This is a genomic window from Micromonospora sp. DSM 43699 (assembly GCF_055517075.1).
Map to the genome: position 1 here is coordinate 1 of NZ_JBTMMT010000095.1, position 17,323 is coordinate 17,323.

Genomic DNA, 17,323 nt, shown 5'->3' on the forward strand with positions numbered 1-17,323 from the left:
ACCCCACCCACCCCACTCGCTCCACCCGCTCCACCCGCTCCACCCTCGACGGTGATCAAGAGGTTTACGTCACCAGCCGACCGCCGGACGACGTAAACCCCTTGATCACCCCACCCCGGCGGCGGTGGTCTTGGGTGATCAAGAGGATTACGTCAGAAGGGGAGTCGAACCTGACGCAAACCTCTTGATCACCGAGCCGGATGCAGGCCGTCCCGGCTGCGGCGGTGGGTTGAGGTGGGTGATCAAGAGGTATAGGTCAATATTCTGTGCGGAGGTGACGTAAATCTCTTGATCACCGGAGCAGGGGTGGGCGGGGCGGTGGGGTGGGGTGGGGTGGGTCAGAGTTCGGAGAGGACGGTGAAATCTAGGCCGTCGGCTTCGGCCAGGTAGATGCGTTGGCGGACGTGGCGGTGGCGCAGGTGCAGCTCGCCTCGGGGGCCGTGGTAGGTGACCGCGTCGGCCGACGCGCCGATCGCCCGCACGTCCAGGGTGCGGGCCTGCGCGATCAGGGCGGCGAGCAGCATCACCCCCTCGTAGCAGGACTCCCCCAGGCTGCCCAGCGGCGGCGCCTCCACCCCGAACCGGCTGGCGAACGCGCCGTGGAAGTCCAGGTTCTCCCGGGTGACCAGGCCGGCGAAGAACCCGGCCGTGCTGAACAACCGGCGGGTGCCGCCGACCCCGCTGGCCAACAGCATGTTCTCGTCCATCAGGGTGCTCAGCCGCAGACATCGCTGATCCAGGGCGGACCGGCCGAAGGCCCGGTTGAACCGGACCGCGTCCGCGCCCACCAGCAGCATCAGCACCCCGTCGGCCTCGGCACGCTCGACCTGGCGCAGCACCGGGCCGAAGTCCTCGGTGCCCAGCGGCAGGAACGCCCGCCCGCACACCGACGCCCCGCTGTCACGGGCGTAGCGCTGGGCGGCCCGCGCGGTGCGGCGCGGCCAGACGTAGTCGTTGCCCACCACGTACCAGCGGCGTACGCCCTGCTCCTGGGCGAGCAGCCGCATCGCCGGCCGGAGCTGGGCGTCGGGCGTCTCGCTGGTCAGGAAGACCCCCTCGGTACGCTCCCCGCCCTCGTACAGGGCGGTGTAGACGTACGGCACCCGGTGCGCGATCCGGGGTGCCACCGCCTGCCGGACCGAGGAGATGTGCCAACCCGTGACCCCCTGCACCGCACCGGTCGACACAAGTGCCTCCACCTCGGCGGCCACCTGCGCCGGTGGCGCCCCACCGTCGACAGGCACCAGCCGCAGCTCCCGGCCGAGCACCCCACCGGCCCGGTTGACCTCCTCCACCGCCAACTGGGCACACAGCTCGCAGGTGGGGCCGAACATGCCCGCCGGCCCGCGCATCGGGAAGACCAGTGCGACACTGACCACCGACCGGTCGACGGTCAGCCAGGGCACTGGGCCGGCCGCGCCGCCCGACCGGGGAAACGGCTCCGGCACACCGCGGGGACGCGTCTCCGGGACACCGTGGGAAGTCGACTCCGGCACACCGCGGGGACGCGTCTCCGGCACACCGCGGGGACGCGACTCCGGCACACCGTGGGAGACCGACTCCGGCACACCGCGGGGGCGCGGCACCGGCACGGACATGCTGACATGATTGCCGGCAACCCTGGTGGGCCACCAGACCCGGCCGGAAACCGGGACGCTTCGGTAACATGGCAACCCACCGACCGGGGAGAGACATGGCCGACGTTCCCGCCACGCCCGTCGACCTGATGCGTGCGCTCACCCGCGCCGAACGGCTGCTCGCCCGGCGGGTCGGCGCGGTGCTCGCCACCGAGGGGCTCACCGTCGAGGCGTGGCGGGTGCTGTGCCGTCTCGCCGACGGGCAGGGGCACCCGATGAGCGAGGTCTCCACCGAGGAGTCGTTGCCACCGGGCACCCTGACGAAGCTCGTCGACCAGCTCGTCGACCAGAACCTGGTCCACCGCCGGATCGACCCGTTCGACAGGCGACGCATCCGGGCCTACCTCACCCCCCGGGGCCGCCGCGAACAGGACCGCGTCGACGCCCTGGTCCGGGCCGAGCTGGCCGGGATCCTCGACGACGTGGCGTTGACCGGTCAGCTCGTCGACCTGGCCGCCCGGCTCGACCCGCGCCGGCACCCGGTCGCGGCCGGCTGACCGGCCGGCCCCGCGGCCACAGCTCAGCGCTGGCCGACGGCGTCCACCCGCGCGGTGCTCCCCGGGCGGCCGGTCGTCATGGTGGTGGTGGGCAGCGGGCCTGCCACCGCCGCGCCCGCGACGGGGCCGGCACCGCCCTCGGCGGTGGCACTGAGCAGGACGCGCAGGCCGTGCGCATCGGCGGCGGTGGCGGTGAGCAGGGCCGCGGGGCCCCCGGTCAGCGGCAGCCAGGCGGCCAGCTCGCCCGGACGGGTCTGGAGGACCCGACCCTGGGCATTGCCGCCGCCCGCGTCCGCCATGGCCGGGCCGGGGCGGGAGTCCGGGTCGACCACCAGCAGCGAGCCGGTCGCCGTCGCACCGCCCAGCACCGCCGCCCCGGCCCAGCCGGGTGCCGTCGGACCGACCGCCAGGGACTGCCGCAGCAGCGGTCGACCTGCGTAGTCGACCGAGCTGGCCACGACGACGTCACCGGCGGGTTCGTCGTACCGGCCGCAGACCAGCTCCTCGCGCCAGCTCAACCGGGCCCCGTCGGCCAGCTCCACCCGGGACTCGGCGACATGGTGGCAGCCGGCCGCCGCCACCAACTGCTCCGGCAACCAGTGCAGGGCGCCGGCGGCGTGCACCACCGCCTCCACCCGCATCCGGGAGACTGCCCCGGCCCGACCGGGCAGGGCCACCGAGGCGGCGACGGTACGCACCCGCACCGCCGCCCCCGGCCCCACCTCGATCGTCAGTCGCAGGTCGTCACCGGCCAACGGGCCGGCCGCCCCGCCGACGACGTACACCGTGGCGACGCCGGCCTCGGCGGTGGCCTGCCGCAGCAGCAGCGGTGACTCGCCCCGCAGCTCGCGCAGCACGGTGCCGCCCCGACCGTCGGCCACGGCCACCAGCCGGGCGACCGCGCGCATCAGCCGACGACCAGCTGGCCACGGTGGTGGGCCAACTCGTGGCGGACCCAGTCCGCCACGAGGGCTGCCACCGGGTCGGCCACGATGGACAGGAAGACCGTCGGCAGGTCTCCGCGCCGGGCGCGGGCGTCGCGGTCCATCACCGACAGGTCGGCGCCGACCATCGGCGCCAGGTCGGTCTTGTTGATGACCAGCAGGTCGGCGGAGGTCACCCCGGGGCCGCCCTTGCGGGGCACCTTGTCGCCGCCGGCGACGTCGACCACGAAGATCTGCCGGTCGACCAACCCTCGACTGAAGGTGGCGGTGAGGTTGTCCCCACCGCTCTCCACCAGCACCAGGTCCAGCGGGCCGACGCCGTCGACAAGCTCGTCGATGGCGTCCAGGTTGGCGCCGATGTCGTCACGGATCGCGGTGTGCGGGCAGCAGCCGGTCTCCACCGCCCGGATCCGCGCCGGGTCGAGCACCCCGGCCCGGCGCAGGAAGTCGGCGTCCTCGGTGGTGTAGATGTCGTTGGTCACCACGCCCAGGCGCAGTTCACCGGCGAAGGCCCGGCACAGGGCCGCGACCAGGGCGGTCTTGCCCGAGCCGACCGGCCCACCGATGCCCACCCGCAGCGGGCGGGCGGTGGCCGGCAGCGGGGCGTGCGGGTCGACCCCCGGCTCCGGATGACTGTGCGGCACGGTCTCGTCGTGCGGAATCTGCGCGTGCGGAGTCTTCGATACGGTTTCAGGACGCAAAGAGACGCACCTCCCAGGTGGTGTGGACTTCGGCGTGGACATCGGTGAGCGGTGCGGCCGGAGCCGGCAACCGCTCGGGTGGGTCGTCGGCGGTGGCGACCGCACGGGACGCCGTGGCGTCACAGTCGACGGCCAGCGCCGCCAACACCGCGTGCACCCGGTACGGGTCGAGGCCGAGCAGCCGCACCGCCGCGCTGGCCGGGCCGGTCATCGACCCGTACGCGGCGATGGTGGCCACCGCGACCGGGTCGAGGCCGGCGGCGGCGGCGACCAGGCCGAGCACCAGCGGCTGGTGCGGCCCGGGCGGGCCGACGGGCAGGGCGTCGAAGCCGCCGGCGGGCCAGAGCTCCCGCCCGGCCCGCAGCAGGGCCCGGCCCTGCCGACGGGAGACCGTCCGCAGTGCCGGGGAGGCGGTACGGGCATCCAGCTCGGCGTCCAGCCGGGCCAGTGCGGCCCGCCGGTCGGCCGTGCCGGCGGCCCGGTGCGCCGCCACCGCGAACGCGGCGGTGACCAGCCCGCCGGTGGCCAGCCGGCCGCGCAGGAACTCGGCCAGGGTGGCCGGATCGGTGACCAGGCCGGCCGCCACCGCCGCCTCCAGACCACCGGAGTGGGCGTGCGCCCCGGCGGGGAACCTGCCGTCGGCCAGCAGCAGCACCATGCTCGACGGGATCATCAGAACAGGTGGTACCGCTGTGCCATGGGCAGCTCGGAGACCGGCTCCGGGTCGACCACCACCCCGTCGATCCGGACGGTGAAGGTGTCCGGATCGACCTCGATGCGCGGCAGCGCACCGTTCTCCGGCAGGTCGGCCTTGCCCCGCGACCGCACGTCGGCCACCGGGACCAGCGGGCGGCGCACGTCCAGCCGCAGGCCGGCCTCCAGCGCGGCCGGCGCCACGAACGCCACGCTGGTCGCGGCCGGCACCACGCCGTACGCGCCGAACATCGGCCTCGGCAGCATCGGCTGCGGGGTGGGGATGGAGGCGTTCGCGTCGCCCATCTGCGCGTACGCGATCATCCCGCCCTTGATCACCAGGTGCGGCCGGACGCCGAAGAACGCCGGGTCCCAGAGCACCAGGTCGGCGAGCTTGCCGGGCTCCACCGAGCCGATCTCCCGCTCCAGCCCGTTGGCCATCGCCGCGCAGATGGTGTATTTCGCCACGTAGCGGCGGGCCCGGTGGTTGTCGGCCGGGCCGTCGCCGGGCAGCGCGCCCACCCGTCGCTTCATCACGTGCGCGCTCTGCCAGGTCCGGGTGATCACCTCGCCGACCCGCCCCATCGCCTGCGAGTCGGAGCCGATGATGGATATCGCGCCGAGGTCGTGCAGCAGATCCTCGGCGGCCATCGTGGACGGTCGGATCCGGCTCTCCGCGAAGGCCAGGTCCTCCGGCACCGACGGGTTGAGGTGGTGGCAGACCATCAGCATGTCGAGATGCTCGGCGAGGGTGTTGCGGGTGTACGGGCGGGTCGGGTTCGTCGACGACGGCAGCACGTTCGGCTCCCCGGCCACCGTGATGATGTCCGGCGCGTGCCCACCCCCCGCCCCCTCGGTGTGGTACGAGTGGATCGCCCGACCGGCGATGGCGCGCAGCGTGTCGGCCACGAAGCCGGCCTCGTTGAGGGTGTCGGTGTGGATGGAGACCTGCACCCCGGACGCGTCGGCGACCCGCAGGCAGGCGTCGATCGCCGCCGGGGTGGTCCCCCAGTCCTCGTGCAGCTTGAACCCGCCCGCGCCGGCCCGCAACTGCTCCCACAGCGCCTCGGTGGAGACCGTGTTGCCCTTGCCCAGCAGCAGCACGTTCACCGGGAAGGTGTCGAGCGCCTCGTGCATCCGGGCCAGGTGCCAGGCGTTGGGGGTGACGGTGGTGGCCCGGGTGCCCTCGGCCGGGCCGGTGCCCCCACCGACCAGGGTGGTGATCCCCGAGGTCAGCGCCTCGGTGACGAGCTGCGGGCAGATGAAGTGCACGTGGGTGTCCACCGCCCCGGCGGTGAGGATCCGCCCGTTGCCCGCGATCACCTCGGTCGACGGTCCGATCACCAGATCGGGGTGCACGCCGGGCATGGTGTCCGGGTTGCCGGCCCGGCCCAGCGCCACGATCCGCCCGTCGCGCAGGCCGACGTCGGCCTTCACCACCCCCCAGTGGTCCAGCACCACCGCGCCGGTGATCACCGTGTCCAGGGCGCCCTCGGCCCGGGTGGCCCGGGACTGGCCCATCGACTCGCGGATCACCTTGCCACCGCCGAAGACCGCCTCGTCCCCGCCGACGCAGTGGTCGACCTCCACCTCGATCAGCAGGTCGGTGTCGGCCAGCCGGATCCGGTCGCCTGTGGTCGGGCCGTACAGGTCGGCGTAGCGTCGCCGGTCCACGGTGCTCACCGGCCGGCCTCCCCGGAACCCGGGCCGGACCTGCCGGCGGGTGGGTCGGGCTCCCCGAAGGGCGGGCCCGGTTCCCGGTCGAGCGGGCCGGCGACCTCGCCGCGCAGCCCCGGCACGATCCGCGCCCCGCCCAGCGGCACCAGGTCGACGGTACGACTGACCCCCGGCTCGAACCGCACCGACGTCCCCGCCGGTACGGCGAGCCGCTGGCCGTACGCGGCGCAACGGTCGAAGCGCAGCCCCGGGTTGGTCTCGGCGAAGTGGTAGTGCGAGCCGACCTGGATCGGCCGGTCGGCGGTGTTGACCACCAGCAGGGTGGTCACCGGACGACCCACGTTGATCTCGACCGGCCCGTCGCCGGGCAGGATCTCCCCGGGGATCACGGGATCGGGTGGTGCACCGTCACCAGCTTGGTGCCGTCCGGGAACGTCGCCTCCACCTGCACCTCCCCCAGCATCTCGGGGATTCCGTCGAGCACGTCGTCGCGGCTGAGCACGGTGCGGCCGGCGACCATCAGGTCGGTGACCGTCCGGCCGTCCCGGGCACCCTCCAGCAGGAAGGCGGTGATCATGGCGACGGCTTCGGGATAGTTGAGGCGCAGTCCGCGCTCGCGTCGTCGGCGGGCGACGTCCGCGGCGACGTGGACGAGCAGGCGGTCCTGCTCGTGGGGTGTGAGGAACACGGGATCTCCCGGGGCGGCTCGGCGTGTTTCCCACCGTACCGACTCCGAACGCGCGCAGGGGCGCGGACCGACGAGGGGGCAGGAGGACACACGGGACCGCCGTCGGGCCACCGGCGGGGCACTCCGGGGCCCCACCGGCCCCGGCCCGCCACGAGGCCGCTCGGCGGTGGGGGTTGGGAAGGACCGCACCGCCAACCGCTGCACCGACCGTAGAGGATCACCCGGGCCGTGGCAACGCCGGCCCGGCCGGTGAGCCGGCCCGGGACACGGCCTCCCCCGGTGCGGTACGACCTCAGCTGGCCGGGGTGACCGCCGCCAGCCACTGCTGGGCCAGCACCGCGTGCCCGGACGCAGTCAGGTGCACCCCGTCGTCGGTCCACACCCGGTCGTCGGCGTCGGCGGAGCCGAACAACGCGTCCACGGCGACAAGCGTCGCGTCGAACTCGGCGGCCAGCTTGCGTACCACGTCGACCTTCGGGTCCAGGTCGTCGCGCCAGCGCCGCTGGAGGTCGTCGACGGGGATGAGGAAGGGTTCCATCAGCACCAGCCGCACGTCGGGCAGCGCGTCCCGGGTGGTGGCCAGCAGGTGCCGGTAGTCGGTGGTGAACTCCTCGACCGTGGTGACCTCGCCGCTGCTGTACCGCCGCCAGGTGTCGTTGATCCCGATCAGCACCGACACCACCTGCGGGGCCAGCGCCAGGCAGTCGTCCGTCCAGCGGGCCCGCAGGTCCCGTACCCGGTCACCGCCGACGCCCCGGTTGCGGAAGGTCGCCCGGTGGCCCGGGTGCCGCGCGGTGAACCAGGCGGCGGCCATCATCGCCCAGCCCACCCCCAGGTCGGCCTCGTCGGCCCGGTCACGCCCGGCGTCGGTGATGCTGTCGCCGATGAACAGCACCCGACCGCCACGCGGTATCTCCACTGTCATCCGTCCACTCCCCTGTCGTCGTCGGACGTCATCATCCCCCGGTGTCCGGCCCGGACACCACCGGTAAGTCGACGCTGCGGTGGTGTCCGCCGTGTGCCGCCGCCTGTCGACCGGTACAGTGGTGCTCCGCATTCGACGCCCCACGGGGTGTCGCGAGCGAGCGTCAAGCAGCGGCGCGGTCCACGGTCCGTCCTGGCGGAGCCGCACCCCGCGGCCCCCGGCACGGACCGATCGTCACGCGCTGCCGGCGTCGCCGGCGGGTTCGCGCCGGTTCGCAAGGACGTCAGACGCATGCCGCAGTCACCGCTCGACCTCACCGAGGCTGTTCTCCGGTTGGGGTCCATCCGCCACGACGAGATGGACCTCGACGCCGTCCTGACCCGGATCACCGAGCTGGCCCGGGCCAGCCTCCCGGGGGCCGCCGAAGTCACGGTCACCCTGGTGCACGGCACCGAGGCGAACACCGCGGCCCACACCGGTGACCTGGCGCTCCGACTCGACCGGTGGCAGTACGAGCAGGGTCGCGGCCCGTGCCTGGACGCGGCCACCACCGGCGCCGTGCTGATCGTCGCGGACATGACCGAGGAGCGGCGCTGGCCGGAGTGGGCGGCACTGGCGCACGCCGCGGGGGTGTGCTCCTCGATGTCGATCGGCCTGCCGATCCAGGAGGCGGTGGTCGGCGCGCTGAACCTCTACGGCACCCGGCCGGACGCCTTCGGCCGGGTGGCCGAGTCGGCCCGGACGTTCGCCGGCCACGCCGCGGTGGCCCTGGCCAACGCCCACCTGTACGACAGCACCGCCACCCTGGCCGAGCAGATGCAGACAGCAATGCGCAACCGGGCGGTGATCGAGCAGGCGAAGGGCATCATCATGGGCCAGCGCCGGTGCACGGCCGACGAGGCGTTCGCCATGCTGGCCCGGGTCTCCCAGAATTCCAACCGCAAGCTGCGGGACGTGGCGGAGGCCCTCGTGCAGCAGGTCGTCCGGCCGGTGCCCGGTCAGCCCACCGCTGCCGACCGCTGAGGCGCGGGGTTCAGCGGGTACCCGCGGTGGCCCGGCCGACCAGGGCGGCGGCGACGTCCCGTAGCCGGCGGTTGGTGTCCTGGGAGAGCTTGGCGAGGATGCCGAAGGCCTCGTCGGCCGTGCACCGGCGCTGGCCCATGATGATGCCCTTCGCCTGCTCGATCACCGCCCGGCTCTCCATCGCCGCCCGCATCTGTCCGGCCAGTGTGGTGGCACTGGAATAGAGATGGGCGTTGGCCAGGGCCACCGCGGCGTACGCGGCGAAGGTCCGGGCCAGATCCACCGTCTCGGTGTCGAACGAGTGCGCGGTGGGCCCGTAGAGGTTGAGGGCGCCGACCACCGCCTCCTGGATCGGCAGGCCGCTGGCGAGCGTGCTGCCGATGCCCGCGTCGGCGGCCCGGGCCGCCCAGGCCGGCCACCGTTCCTCGGTGGCGGTGTCGGACACGACAAGGGTGTCGCCGGTGATGGAGGCGTCCAGGCACGGCCCGTGGCCCTGCCGGTACTGCCACTCGTCGAGCAGCAGGGCGACGGCGCCGGTGACGGCGACGCTCTGCGGCGTGCCGCCGCGCAGCAGGGTCACCGACACCTCGGTCACCCCGCGTAGGCTGTCCCGGGCCAGGTCGGCGATCACCCGTAACACCTCGTCCACGCCGACCTCGTCGAGTCGGATGCGGCCGAGTTCGGCCAGTGCGTCGTACGGGGTCAGCGGGAGCGGTGCCATCGCGCGGTTCCTTCCCGGCGGGCGTCCCTCGTACGGCGGGTGGCGGGGACGCGTGGCGGCGTCGGCGGCGTCGACCCCGGCCGATGTGGTGGGCCGACACCCCACCCGCTCACCCGGCCACCCCGTCTGGCACGACAATCGCACCATACCCCGCCGGCGCGGGGAGCCGGCCGGAGCACCCGCCCGGCGGCGCTGCCCGGTGTCCGGGTGGACGCGGTGGGCTAGGGGCCGCCCGTGGAGTGGCACAGTGGGGCGAAGGCCAGGTCCGCGTCGGCGACCGCCTCGGGCCGCACCTCCTCTGCGGTCCGCCCGTCGGCGATCTTCTGCCAGTTGGTCCGGGCCAGCACACGTTGCACCGCGATCACCTGGGCGGCCAGCAGTCGGCCCCGGACACCCGGGTCGAGGACGGCGGACAGGGCGTCCTCGTCGTCGTTCAGGTATCGCAGGAGCCGTCCCGCCAGGCTGGGGGTGGTGAACACCAGTCGGTGGAACGCCACCACCTCGGGATGGTCGTTGAGGCCGGTGACCGGCTCGAAGCGATCGAGCCCGGCCCGGAAGTGCCGGTGCAGCGCCACCATCGGCGGCATCCCGGGAGGTCGATCGCGGACCACCCGGGCCGCCTCGCCCTGGTGGTCGGCGAAGCGATGCAGGATCAGGTCCTCTTTGGTGGCGAAGTAGCGGAACAGGGTCGGTTTCGACACCTCGGCCGTCGCGGCGACGTCGGCGACCGACACCTGGTCGAATCCGCGCGACAGGAACAGCGAGATCGCCACGTCGGCGAGCGCGTCCCGGGTCCGCGCCTTCTTGCGGGCACGCAGTCCGACCGGTTCGTTCACTCCGCCACGGTAACAGTTATTACCTGGTTGCCTTTTTAACTCGGTAACGAAAAGATGGCGACCATGGCACGAATCGACACCCCACGCACCCGGTCGACACCGGCAGAGCTACCGACACCACCGGGGGAGCCCCCGATACTCGTCACCGGGGCGACCGGCCGCGTCGGCCGCGCCGTGACCGACCTGCTGACCGACGCGGGCGTACCGGTCCGCGCCCTGGTGCGCCGGGCCGAGTCTGCCGCGGAGCTGCCCGGCACCGTCGAGATCGTCACCGGCGATCTCACCGTGCCCGGGTCGCTCGACGCCGCGCTGGCCGGCGTCAGCACGGTCCTCCTGGTCTGGACCGCTCCGCCACAGACCGCAGCGGCCGTCGTCGACCGGCTGGCCGCCCACGCCCGGCGGGTCGTCCACCTGTCCGCCCCGCACCGCACCCCGCACCCGTTCTTCCAGCAGCCGAACCCGATGGCGGCGCTGCACGCCGAGATCGAGCGGCTCATCGCGGCCACCGGCCTCGACTCGACGATCGTCCGGCCGGGGATGTTCGCGTCGAACGCCCTGTCCTGGTGGGCCACCGCGGTCCGTGGCGACGGCGTGGTCCGGTGGCCCCACGGCGCGGCCGAGACCGCCCCGGTCGACGACCGGGACGTGGCCGAGGTCGTCGCGCGGACCCTGCGCGAGGACGGACACGTCGGCGGCGACTACGTCCTGACCGGCCCCGATTCGCTCACCCAGGCCGAACAGGTACGCATCCTCGGCGACGCGCTGGGCCGCCGGCTGACGTTCGAGGAGCTGCCGCCCGACGAGTTCCGGCAGCAGAGCCCGCAAGCCGCCCGGCCGGCGGTGGACATGCTCCTGGCCGCCTGGAACGCCGCGACGGGCCGCCCGGCACACGTCACCTCGACGGTGTCCGAGCTGCTCGGCAGGCCGGCGCGGACCTTCCACCAGTGGGCCACCGACCACGCCACGTCGTTCACCGGGACGCCCCCGGGTCCGTCGGTGGCCAGGTCAGATAGGCCGGCGGCACCGCGTCGGTGAGCCACACCCCGTTGGCGCTGCGGTAGAAGGCGTGCCCGTCGCGGGCCATCGCCGCCGCGTCGACGGTCAGCACCACCACCGCGCCGCCCCGCCGGGCCCCGACCCGCCGGGCCGTCGCCACGTCCGGCGACAGGTGTACGTGGTGCCGTCCGCCCCGGTGCAGCCCGGTGGCCCGGATCGAGTCGAGCGCGGCGTCCCCGGTGCCGTGGAAGAGCCGGGCGGGTGGCGGTTCGGCGGTCAGCCCCAGGTCGACCGGGTACGAGTGACCCTGGCTGGCCCGGATCCGCTCGACCCCGTCGGCGTCCCGGGTCACCGCGAAGCGCTGCTTGTCGTTGCCGCTGACGACGGCGTCGAGATCGGCCCGGTCGATCCGGACGGCCGCCAGCAGATCGACCACGGGCACCCACCCGCCCGGGTCGGGGGTGAGGCCGAATCGGGCGGGCTGGTGGCGCAGGGCCAGCGAGATCCGCTTGCTGACCCGCACCAGCGTCTGGTGATCCATGTCGAGCATTGTCGGGTGGGCCGGTGGTGTGCCTCCACCGGTTATCCCGCCCCGCCTCCGTGTTCCCCGGTCGGGTTCAGCGGGCGGCGCGGAGCGCCTCGGCGAGGGTGGTGGGCCGACGACCAAGCAGCTTCTCCAGGTCCTCGACGGGGACGTACAGCGCGCCCCGGGCGAGGCCCCGGTCGGCGTCGGCCAGGATCGCGGCGTACGGCTCGGGCAGCCCGGCCGAGACCAGCAGCGCGGTGTACGCCGGCACCGGCAGGTCGGTGTAGCGCACCTCCTGTCCACTCTGGTGGGACACCTCGGCGGCCAACTCGGTCAGGGTGAACGCCTCGCCGCCCAGCTCGTAGACCCGGCCGGCGTGTCCTTCGGTGGTGAGCACCTCGGCGGCGGCCTCGGCGTAGTCGGCCCGGGTGGCGGCGCTGACCCGACCGTCGCCGGCCGACCCGGCGACCCCGTGCTCCAGGTAGCCGGCCAGTTGGCCGGTGTAGTTCTCCAGGTACCAGCTGTTGCGCAGCAGCACGTACGGCAGGCCGGAGGCACCCAACTCCTCCTCGGTGACCCGGTGTTCGGCTGCCAGCAGCAGGTCGGAGGTGTCGGCGTGGGCGATGCTGGTGTAGACGACCAGCCCGACACCGGCCTCGCGGGCCGCGGTGATCACGTTGCGGTGCTGGGGCACCCGCTGGCCGACCTCGCTGCCGGAGACGAACATCAGCTGCTCGGCGTCGGCGAAGGCGGCGCGCAGCGAGTCGCGGTCGGTGTAGTCGGCCGCCCGGACCGTGACGCCCCGGTCGGCGAGGTCGCGGAGTCGGCCCACGTCCCGCCCCAGCGCCACGATCCGCCCGGCGGGTACGCCCCGACGCAGCAGGGACTCGACGATCAGGCGGCCCAGGTGGCCGGTGGCCCCGGTGACGACGACGGACATCGCGTTCTCCTTCGGGTGGGTGCTGTTGTCGTAGTGGTCAACACGCAGGCCATCAGCAATACTTCCCTTCGGAGAGTAGGCACCTTGAAGTTTGTGACGCACCGAAAGAGAGTGAAGTGATGCACCCCGACCCGTTCCACCGCGACTGCGGCAGCAGACAGGTCCTCGACCGGATCGGCGACCGGTGGAGCGTGCTCGTCGTGCTGACTCTCGCCGCCGGCGACCGGCGCTACGGCGAGTTGGCCGAGCGCATCGACGGAATCAGCCAGAAGATGCTCACCCAGACCCTGCGCGGGTTGGAACGCGACGGCCTGGTCACCCGCACGGTGCACGCCAGTGTGCCGCCCCGGGTCGACTACGCCCTCACCAAGCTGGGCCGCAGCCTGCTCGACCTCGTCTCCGGCCTGGAGTCCTGGGCCACCACCCACCTGGCCGAGGTGCAGGCCGCCCGACTCCGCTACGACGCCGATCTCCCCCACCGGCCGCCCACCACCGCCGGGCAGCCCACCCGTCGGTAGGAGGCGGAGAGAGGGCCGCCCCTGCCGCCCCCACGTTCCCCCGGAAAGGTGTCGCCCCCGGGGCGGGACGCACGACGCCGCTCCCGGCAGGGCGGGAGCGGCGTCGGATGGTACGGAACCAGCAGTGATCAGGTCATGTCGTCGAAACGACGGTCGATCGGTCGGGGCGGGGCCACCGGCTCGGAGACGCCCACCGGCTCGGACAGCTCCAGCTCCGGAGTGGCCACCACCGGATCGTCGTCCAGCTCCAACGGTGACACCTCGTCGTCGCTCAGCCCGGCGTAGGACGCCTTGCCCCGGCCCTTACGCCTGTCGTTGAGGAACGCCACCCCGACCGCGGCGAAGTAGAGCGCGGAGAGGCAGAGCGCCAGCGCGGTCATCCCGAACGGGTCGGGAGTGGGCGTCACCACTGCGGAGAAGGCGAAGAACACGAAGATCGCCACCCGCCACCAGCTCAACAGCTTCCGGGCGCTGGCCAACCCGACGAAGTTGAGCATCAGCACCAGCAGCGGGAACTCGAACGCCACCCCGAACAACAGGATCAGGTTGGTGATGAACGAGATGTAGCGGGTGATGTCCAGGGTGGTGGTGATGTCCCCGCCGCCGGAGACGTTGAGCAGGAACTCCAGACCCTTGGAGGTGACGAAGTAGGCAAGCACCGCACCGGCGGCGAACAGCGGCGCGGCGAGCGCGGTGAAGATGTACGCGTAGCGCCGCTCGTGCCGGTGCAGGCCGGGGGCGATGAACGCCCAGAGCTGGTAGAGCCAGACCGGGGCGGCGACGATCAGGCCGACCCAGAGCCCCACCTTCAGTTGGAGCAGGAACAGGTCGGCCGGACCGAGCTGGACGAAGTTGCACAGCCCGTTGGCCAGCCGGGCCTTGGGCAGGTCGCAGTAGGGCTGCTGGAGCAGGTGCAGCACCGGGCCGGCCAGCCAGATGCCCAGCCCGAAGCCCACCACGATCGCCAGCGAGGCGCGGAACAGTCGGTTCCGCAGCTCGCGGATGTGCTCCATGAGGGTCATGGAGCCGTCGGAGGCCCGTTCGAAGGTGCTGGGGCCGCGTTTACGGAGCGCGAAGGCCACGGTGATCGGGCCCTTCGGTCAGTTGTCGCGGACGCGCTGCACCGGGTCGACCGGCGGGGCGACCGGCTGCTGCGGAGCCTGCTGCGGGGCGTACTGCGGCTGGGCGTACGGCTGCTGGGGCTGGGCGTACGGCTGCTGCTGCACCGGCTGCTGGGGCGGCAGCGGCTGGTAGCCGGACTGCGCGTCGGCCTTCTCGGCCAGGTCGCGGTCGTCGTCGGCCAGGCTCTTGGTCTCTGCCTTGATGATCCGCAGCGAACGGCCGAGCGAACGGGCCGCGTCGGGAAGCCGCTTCGCGCCGAAGAGCAGGATCAGCACGACCACGAGTACGGCGATGTGCCACGGCTTGAGGGCACCCATGGGAAGCTCCAGTCGCTCTGTGTCGAGGGGTGTGTCGAAGCCCATCGTACGTGCGTGACGGGCCACTGCCACCCGCCGGGCCACCGCTGATGCGGTCCGGCCGGTGAAGTCTCGACCACCGCTGACTGTCCCGTCAACCACCTGGACGGGTGCAGAGCTGCGGGAACCGGACGTCGGGCGCGCAGCGGACGCGCGGTGCACCGACCGGTGTCGATCACTTCCCGCGCTTGGCCTTGATCACTTCCAGTCGCTGCTGGGTCGTCCCGGTCTGCCGCTGGAGCGCCTCGGCCCGCTCCTGCAACGCCTCGGCGCTGTGCCGCAACACCTCCGCGTCGGCCTGGCGGCGCTGCAACGCCACCGCAGCCCGGCGCAACCGGGGCAGCCGCACCAGCACCGGACGGACCGCCAGGGCCAACACGACAAGCGCGAACAGCAGCACCGCGAGAACGATCCACTTCACCACGGCGGTCAGCCTACCGGGCGTGCACCGGGCCCACCGGGCCGGCCGAGACCGGGGTGGCGTACGCCTCCAGCGCGGCGGCGGCCTGGGCGCGTACCTGGGTGGCCAGCTCGGCCGGGGCGACCACCGTGACGTCCGGCCCCAGCCCGAGCACGAAGCGGCGGGCCCAGCCGAGATCGGTCACCCGCAGCGACACCACCCACCGGTCGCCGTCGACCTCGACCCGCTCGCACGGGTAGTACTCGGTGATCCACCGTTCCCCCCGGCCGATCCGCAGCGTGATCAGCGGCAGGTCCGGGGCGGGGCGGAAGATCCCCTGGCGCAGGTCGTGCGGTCGGGCCTGCGGCGGCACCACGGCCGGCTCGTCCAGCTCGACCACCGCGTCGATCCGGTCGGCCCGGAACAACCGCACCGCCTCGGCCCGGCGGCACCACGCTTCGACGTACGCCCGGCCGTCGACCATCAGCATCCGCAGCGGGTCGATGGTGCGGTCGGTGCTCTCGTCCCGGGCAGCGGTGTAGTAGGTGATCCGCAGCGCCCGACGGCGTTCCACCGCGGCCCGCAGCTCCTGCTCCCGTCGACCCTCACCGGGCAGCCGGACCGCCACCGGGGCACCGACCAGGTCACCGGCCGCGTTCTCGATCTTGGCGAGGGCCCGCTCGACCGCCTCCCGGTTGGCCACCCCCGGCGTCTCGGCGAGCATCCGCAGCGCCACCACCAGTGCCAACGCCTCGTCCGGGGTGAGCCGCAGCGGCCGGTCGATGCCGGCGTCGTAGGTGATCGTCACCCGGTCACCGTCGAAGGCCATGTCGATCAGGTCACCCGGGCCGTAGCCGGGCAGGCCGCAGACCCAGAGCAGCTCCAGGTCCTCGCGTAGCTGCCGTTCGGTGACACCCAGGTCACCGGCGGCCTCGGCGACCTCGATGCCCGGCCGGGCCAGCAGGTAGGGCACCAGGTTCAGCAGCCGGGCCAGCCGGTCGGCCGAGGTACGGGAGCCGCTGCGGGCGGCGGGGCGGGTCATCGGGCACCACCGGCCACGGCCAGCTCGTCGTGCCGGGCGGCGATCTCCTTGAGCCGTTGGATCACCGCGTCCCGCACCTCGGGTGGTTCCAGCACCCGGACGTCCGGGCCGTAGCCGACGAGCTGGCCGGCCAGCGACTCCGGATCGGCGTACGGCAGCACCAGGTGGTCGCCGTCCGGACCGGGCACGCTCTGCACGGCCCACCGGCGCAGACCGGCGGCCCGGCCGGCGACGGCCAGCACGGTGGCCCGGCCGGTCCGCTCGACCGGCCCGGACCAGCGGGCGACATGGCTGATCAGGTCGAGCCCCGGGGGCGGGTCGTAGGCGCCCGGCGCACCGGTGGCCCGGACCACGCCGACCACCCGGGAGAGCCGGAAGCAGCGGGTCGCCGCGCGGTCCCGGTCGTGCCCGACGACATACCAGCGACCCCGCCAGCAGACCACCCCCCACGGCTGCAACCGGCGGCGGGTCGGGGCGTCCCGGTCCGGCACCCGGTAGTCGAAGGTGACCTCGCGGCGGTCCCGGGCGGCGGCGGTGAGCGGGGCGAACGACGGGTCGACGGTGACCATCGGTTCCAGCCCCAGGGTGGCCTGCGGGTCGACGTCCACCCCGGCCGCGCGCAGCTTGGCCAGCCCGGAGGAGGCGGCGGCGGCCAGCCCGGCGTGCTGCCACAACCGGGCGGCGATGCCCACCGCGGCGGCCTCGTCCGGTGCGAGCGGGATGTCGGGCAGGGCGTACTCCCGGTGGGCGATCCGGTAACCGGGCTCGGCGTCGAAGACGCTTGCCGTCCCGGTCTCCAACGGCACCCCCAGCTCGCGCAGTTCGGCCTTGTCCCGCTCGAACTTACGCTGGAACGCCTCGTGCTCCTTGGCGTCCTCCGGATCGTGCTCGTAGCCGGGCACCGTCGCGGCGATCTGCGCGGCGGTCAGGAACCGCCTGGTGGACAGCAGACAGATCACCAGGTTGACCAGGCGTTCGGTACGACTCCGCGACACGGGTGAACGCTAGCAGCCCGGCCCGTAAACCCGTGCACCCACGCCGCACCCCGGCGTCCCCACCACCCCCACCCCACCACGCACCC

21 protein-coding genes are annotated in these 17,323 nt (G+C 73.5%); 4 read left to right on the forward strand and 17 right to left on the reverse strand.

Annotated elements, in window-relative coordinates; all coding sequences use genetic code 11:
* Window positions 1–338 precede the first annotated feature (338 nt).
* Window positions 339–1,379 (reverse strand): substrate-binding domain-containing protein, encoded by a 1,041-nt coding sequence (locus AC0AIB_RS28905; RefSeq protein WP_328346601.1) that lies wholly within the window; start codon window positions 1,377–1,379, stop codon window positions 339–341.
* Between the two features lie 314 nt (window positions 1,380–1,693).
* On the opposite strand from AC0AIB_RS28905, the gene AC0AIB_RS28910 reads away from it, so the two are divergent.
* A complete protein-coding gene (locus AC0AIB_RS28910) occupies window positions 1,694–2,134 on the forward strand; it encodes a MarR family winged helix-turn-helix transcriptional regulator (protein WP_328346599.1) in 441 nt (146 codons plus the stop codon).
* Window positions 2,135–2,157: 23 nt separating this feature from the next.
* Here AC0AIB_RS28910 and AC0AIB_RS28915 read toward each other — a convergent pair whose 3' ends face one another.
* The 7 genes from AC0AIB_RS28915 to AC0AIB_RS28945 all read right to left on the reverse strand — a co-directional run bounded on the left by AC0AIB_RS28915 (window position 2,158) and on the right by AC0AIB_RS28945 (window position 7,762).
* Entirely contained in the window at window positions 2,158–3,042 is an 885-nt protein-coding gene (locus tag AC0AIB_RS28915) for an urease accessory protein UreD (RefSeq protein ID WP_328346597.1), read from the reverse strand.
* Window positions 3,042–3,779, reverse strand: coding sequence for an urease accessory protein UreG (gene ureG / locus AC0AIB_RS28920; RefSeq protein ID WP_328346594.1), 738 nt, complete (start codon window positions 3,777–3,779; stop codon window positions 3,042–3,044). Before ureG ends, AC0AIB_RS28915 begins: the two co-directional genes overlap by 1 nt.
* Entirely contained in the window at window positions 3,769–4,452 is a 684-nt protein-coding gene (locus AC0AIB_RS28925) for an urease accessory protein UreF (protein WP_328346592.1), read from the reverse strand. Before AC0AIB_RS28925 ends, ureG begins: the two co-directional genes overlap by 11 nt.
* Window positions 4,452–6,155 (reverse strand): urease subunit alpha, encoded by a 1,704-nt coding sequence (locus AC0AIB_RS28930; RefSeq protein WP_465097870.1) that lies wholly within the window; start codon window positions 6,153–6,155, stop codon window positions 4,452–4,454. The genes AC0AIB_RS28925 and AC0AIB_RS28930 overlap by 1 nt, the downstream gene beginning before the upstream one ends.
* Window positions 6,152–6,538 (reverse strand): urease subunit beta, encoded by a 387-nt coding sequence (locus AC0AIB_RS28935; RefSeq protein ID WP_328346588.1) that lies wholly within the window; start codon window positions 6,536–6,538, stop codon window positions 6,152–6,154. The genes AC0AIB_RS28930 and AC0AIB_RS28935 overlap by 4 nt, the downstream gene beginning before the upstream one ends.
* Window positions 6,535–6,837 carry an urease subunit gamma gene (locus AC0AIB_RS28940; protein ID WP_328346586.1) on the reverse strand — a complete coding sequence of 101 codons (303 nt, stop codon included), beginning with the start codon at window positions 6,835–6,837 and terminating at the stop codon, window positions 6,535–6,537. Before AC0AIB_RS28940 ends, AC0AIB_RS28935 begins: the two co-directional genes overlap by 4 nt.
* Before the next feature lie 292 nt (window positions 6,838–7,129).
* Entirely contained in the window at window positions 7,130–7,762 is a 633-nt protein-coding gene (locus tag AC0AIB_RS28945) for an SGNH/GDSL hydrolase family protein (RefSeq protein ID WP_465097871.1), read from the reverse strand.
* A gap of 291 nt (window positions 7,763–8,053) precedes the next feature.
* Here AC0AIB_RS28945 and AC0AIB_RS28950 point away from each other — a divergent pair, with 291 nt between their 5' ends.
* Entirely contained in the window at window positions 8,054–8,785 is a 732-nt protein-coding gene (locus tag AC0AIB_RS28950) for a GAF and ANTAR domain-containing protein (RefSeq protein WP_328346582.1), read from the forward strand.
* Between the two features lie 10 nt (window positions 8,786–8,795).
* Here the strand turns inward: AC0AIB_RS28950 and AC0AIB_RS28955 are convergent, their stop codons facing one another.
* Window positions 8,796–9,506: a GAF and ANTAR domain-containing protein gene (locus AC0AIB_RS28955; RefSeq protein ID WP_328346580.1), complete on the reverse strand. Its 711-nt coding sequence runs from the start codon at window positions 9,504–9,506 to the stop codon at window positions 8,796–8,798.
* A gap of 221 nt (window positions 9,507–9,727) precedes the next feature.
* Window positions 9,728–10,342 (reverse strand): TetR/AcrR family transcriptional regulator, encoded by a 615-nt coding sequence (locus AC0AIB_RS28960; protein WP_328346578.1) that lies wholly within the window; start codon window positions 10,340–10,342, stop codon window positions 9,728–9,730.
* Between the two features lie 63 nt (window positions 10,343–10,405).
* On the opposite strand from AC0AIB_RS28960, the gene AC0AIB_RS28965 reads away from it, so the two are divergent.
* Window positions 10,406–11,377 carry an NAD(P)H-binding protein gene (locus AC0AIB_RS28965; protein ID WP_465097872.1) on the forward strand — a complete coding sequence of 324 codons (972 nt, stop codon included), beginning with the start codon at window positions 10,406–10,408 and terminating at the stop codon, window positions 11,375–11,377.
* Here the strand turns inward: AC0AIB_RS28965 and AC0AIB_RS28970 are convergent.
* Window positions 11,313–11,879, reverse strand: a complete 567-nt coding sequence (locus AC0AIB_RS28970) for an RNA 2'-phosphotransferase (protein ID WP_328346574.1) — start codon at window positions 11,877–11,879, stop codon at window positions 11,313–11,315. The genes AC0AIB_RS28965 and AC0AIB_RS28970 overlap by 65 nt on opposite strands.
* A 76-nt stretch (window positions 11,880–11,955) precedes the next feature.
* The gene (locus AC0AIB_RS28975) at window positions 11,956–12,804 is read right to left on the reverse strand and encodes an SDR family oxidoreductase (protein WP_328346573.1); all 849 of its coding nucleotides are present in this window, start codon (window positions 12,802–12,804) and stop codon (window positions 11,956–11,958) included.
* 119 nt (window positions 12,805–12,923) lie between these two features.
* On the opposite strand from AC0AIB_RS28975, the gene AC0AIB_RS28980 reads away from it, so the two are divergent.
* The gene (locus AC0AIB_RS28980) at window positions 12,924–13,322 is read left to right on the forward strand and encodes a winged helix-turn-helix transcriptional regulator (RefSeq protein WP_328346571.1); all 399 of its coding nucleotides are present in this window, start codon (window positions 12,924–12,926) and stop codon (window positions 13,320–13,322) included.
* A 128-nt stretch (window positions 13,323–13,450) separates the two neighbouring features.
* On the opposite strand, the gene tatC is transcribed toward AC0AIB_RS28980, so the two are convergent.
* From tatC to AC0AIB_RS29005, 5 genes are all read right to left on the reverse strand, one after another.
* Complete coding sequence (gene tatC, locus AC0AIB_RS28985) at window positions 13,451–14,404, reverse strand: twin-arginine translocase subunit TatC (protein WP_328346569.1); 954 nt, start codon at window positions 14,402–14,404, stop codon at window positions 13,451–13,453.
* Window positions 14,405–14,422: 18 nt separating this feature from the next.
* Window positions 14,423–14,761, reverse strand: a complete 339-nt coding sequence (tatA, locus tag AC0AIB_RS28990) for a Sec-independent protein translocase subunit TatA (RefSeq protein ID WP_328346567.1) — start codon at window positions 14,759–14,761, stop codon at window positions 14,423–14,425.
* A gap of 214 nt (window positions 14,762–14,975) precedes the next feature.
* On the reverse strand, window positions 14,976–15,224 hold the full coding sequence (locus AC0AIB_RS28995) for a hypothetical protein (protein ID WP_328346565.1): 249 nt from the start codon (window positions 15,222–15,224) through the stop codon (window positions 14,976–14,978).
* 10 nt (window positions 15,225–15,234) lie between these two features.
* Window positions 15,235–16,242, reverse strand: a complete 1,008-nt coding sequence (locus AC0AIB_RS29000) for a helix-turn-helix transcriptional regulator (RefSeq protein ID WP_328346563.1) — start codon at window positions 16,240–16,242, stop codon at window positions 15,235–15,237.
* Window positions 16,239–17,237, reverse strand: a complete 999-nt coding sequence (locus AC0AIB_RS29005) for a helix-turn-helix transcriptional regulator (RefSeq protein WP_328346561.1) — start codon at window positions 17,235–17,237, stop codon at window positions 16,239–16,241. The genes AC0AIB_RS29000 and AC0AIB_RS29005 overlap by 4 nt, the downstream gene beginning before the upstream one ends.
* Between the last annotated feature and the right edge of the window lie 86 nt (window positions 17,238–17,323).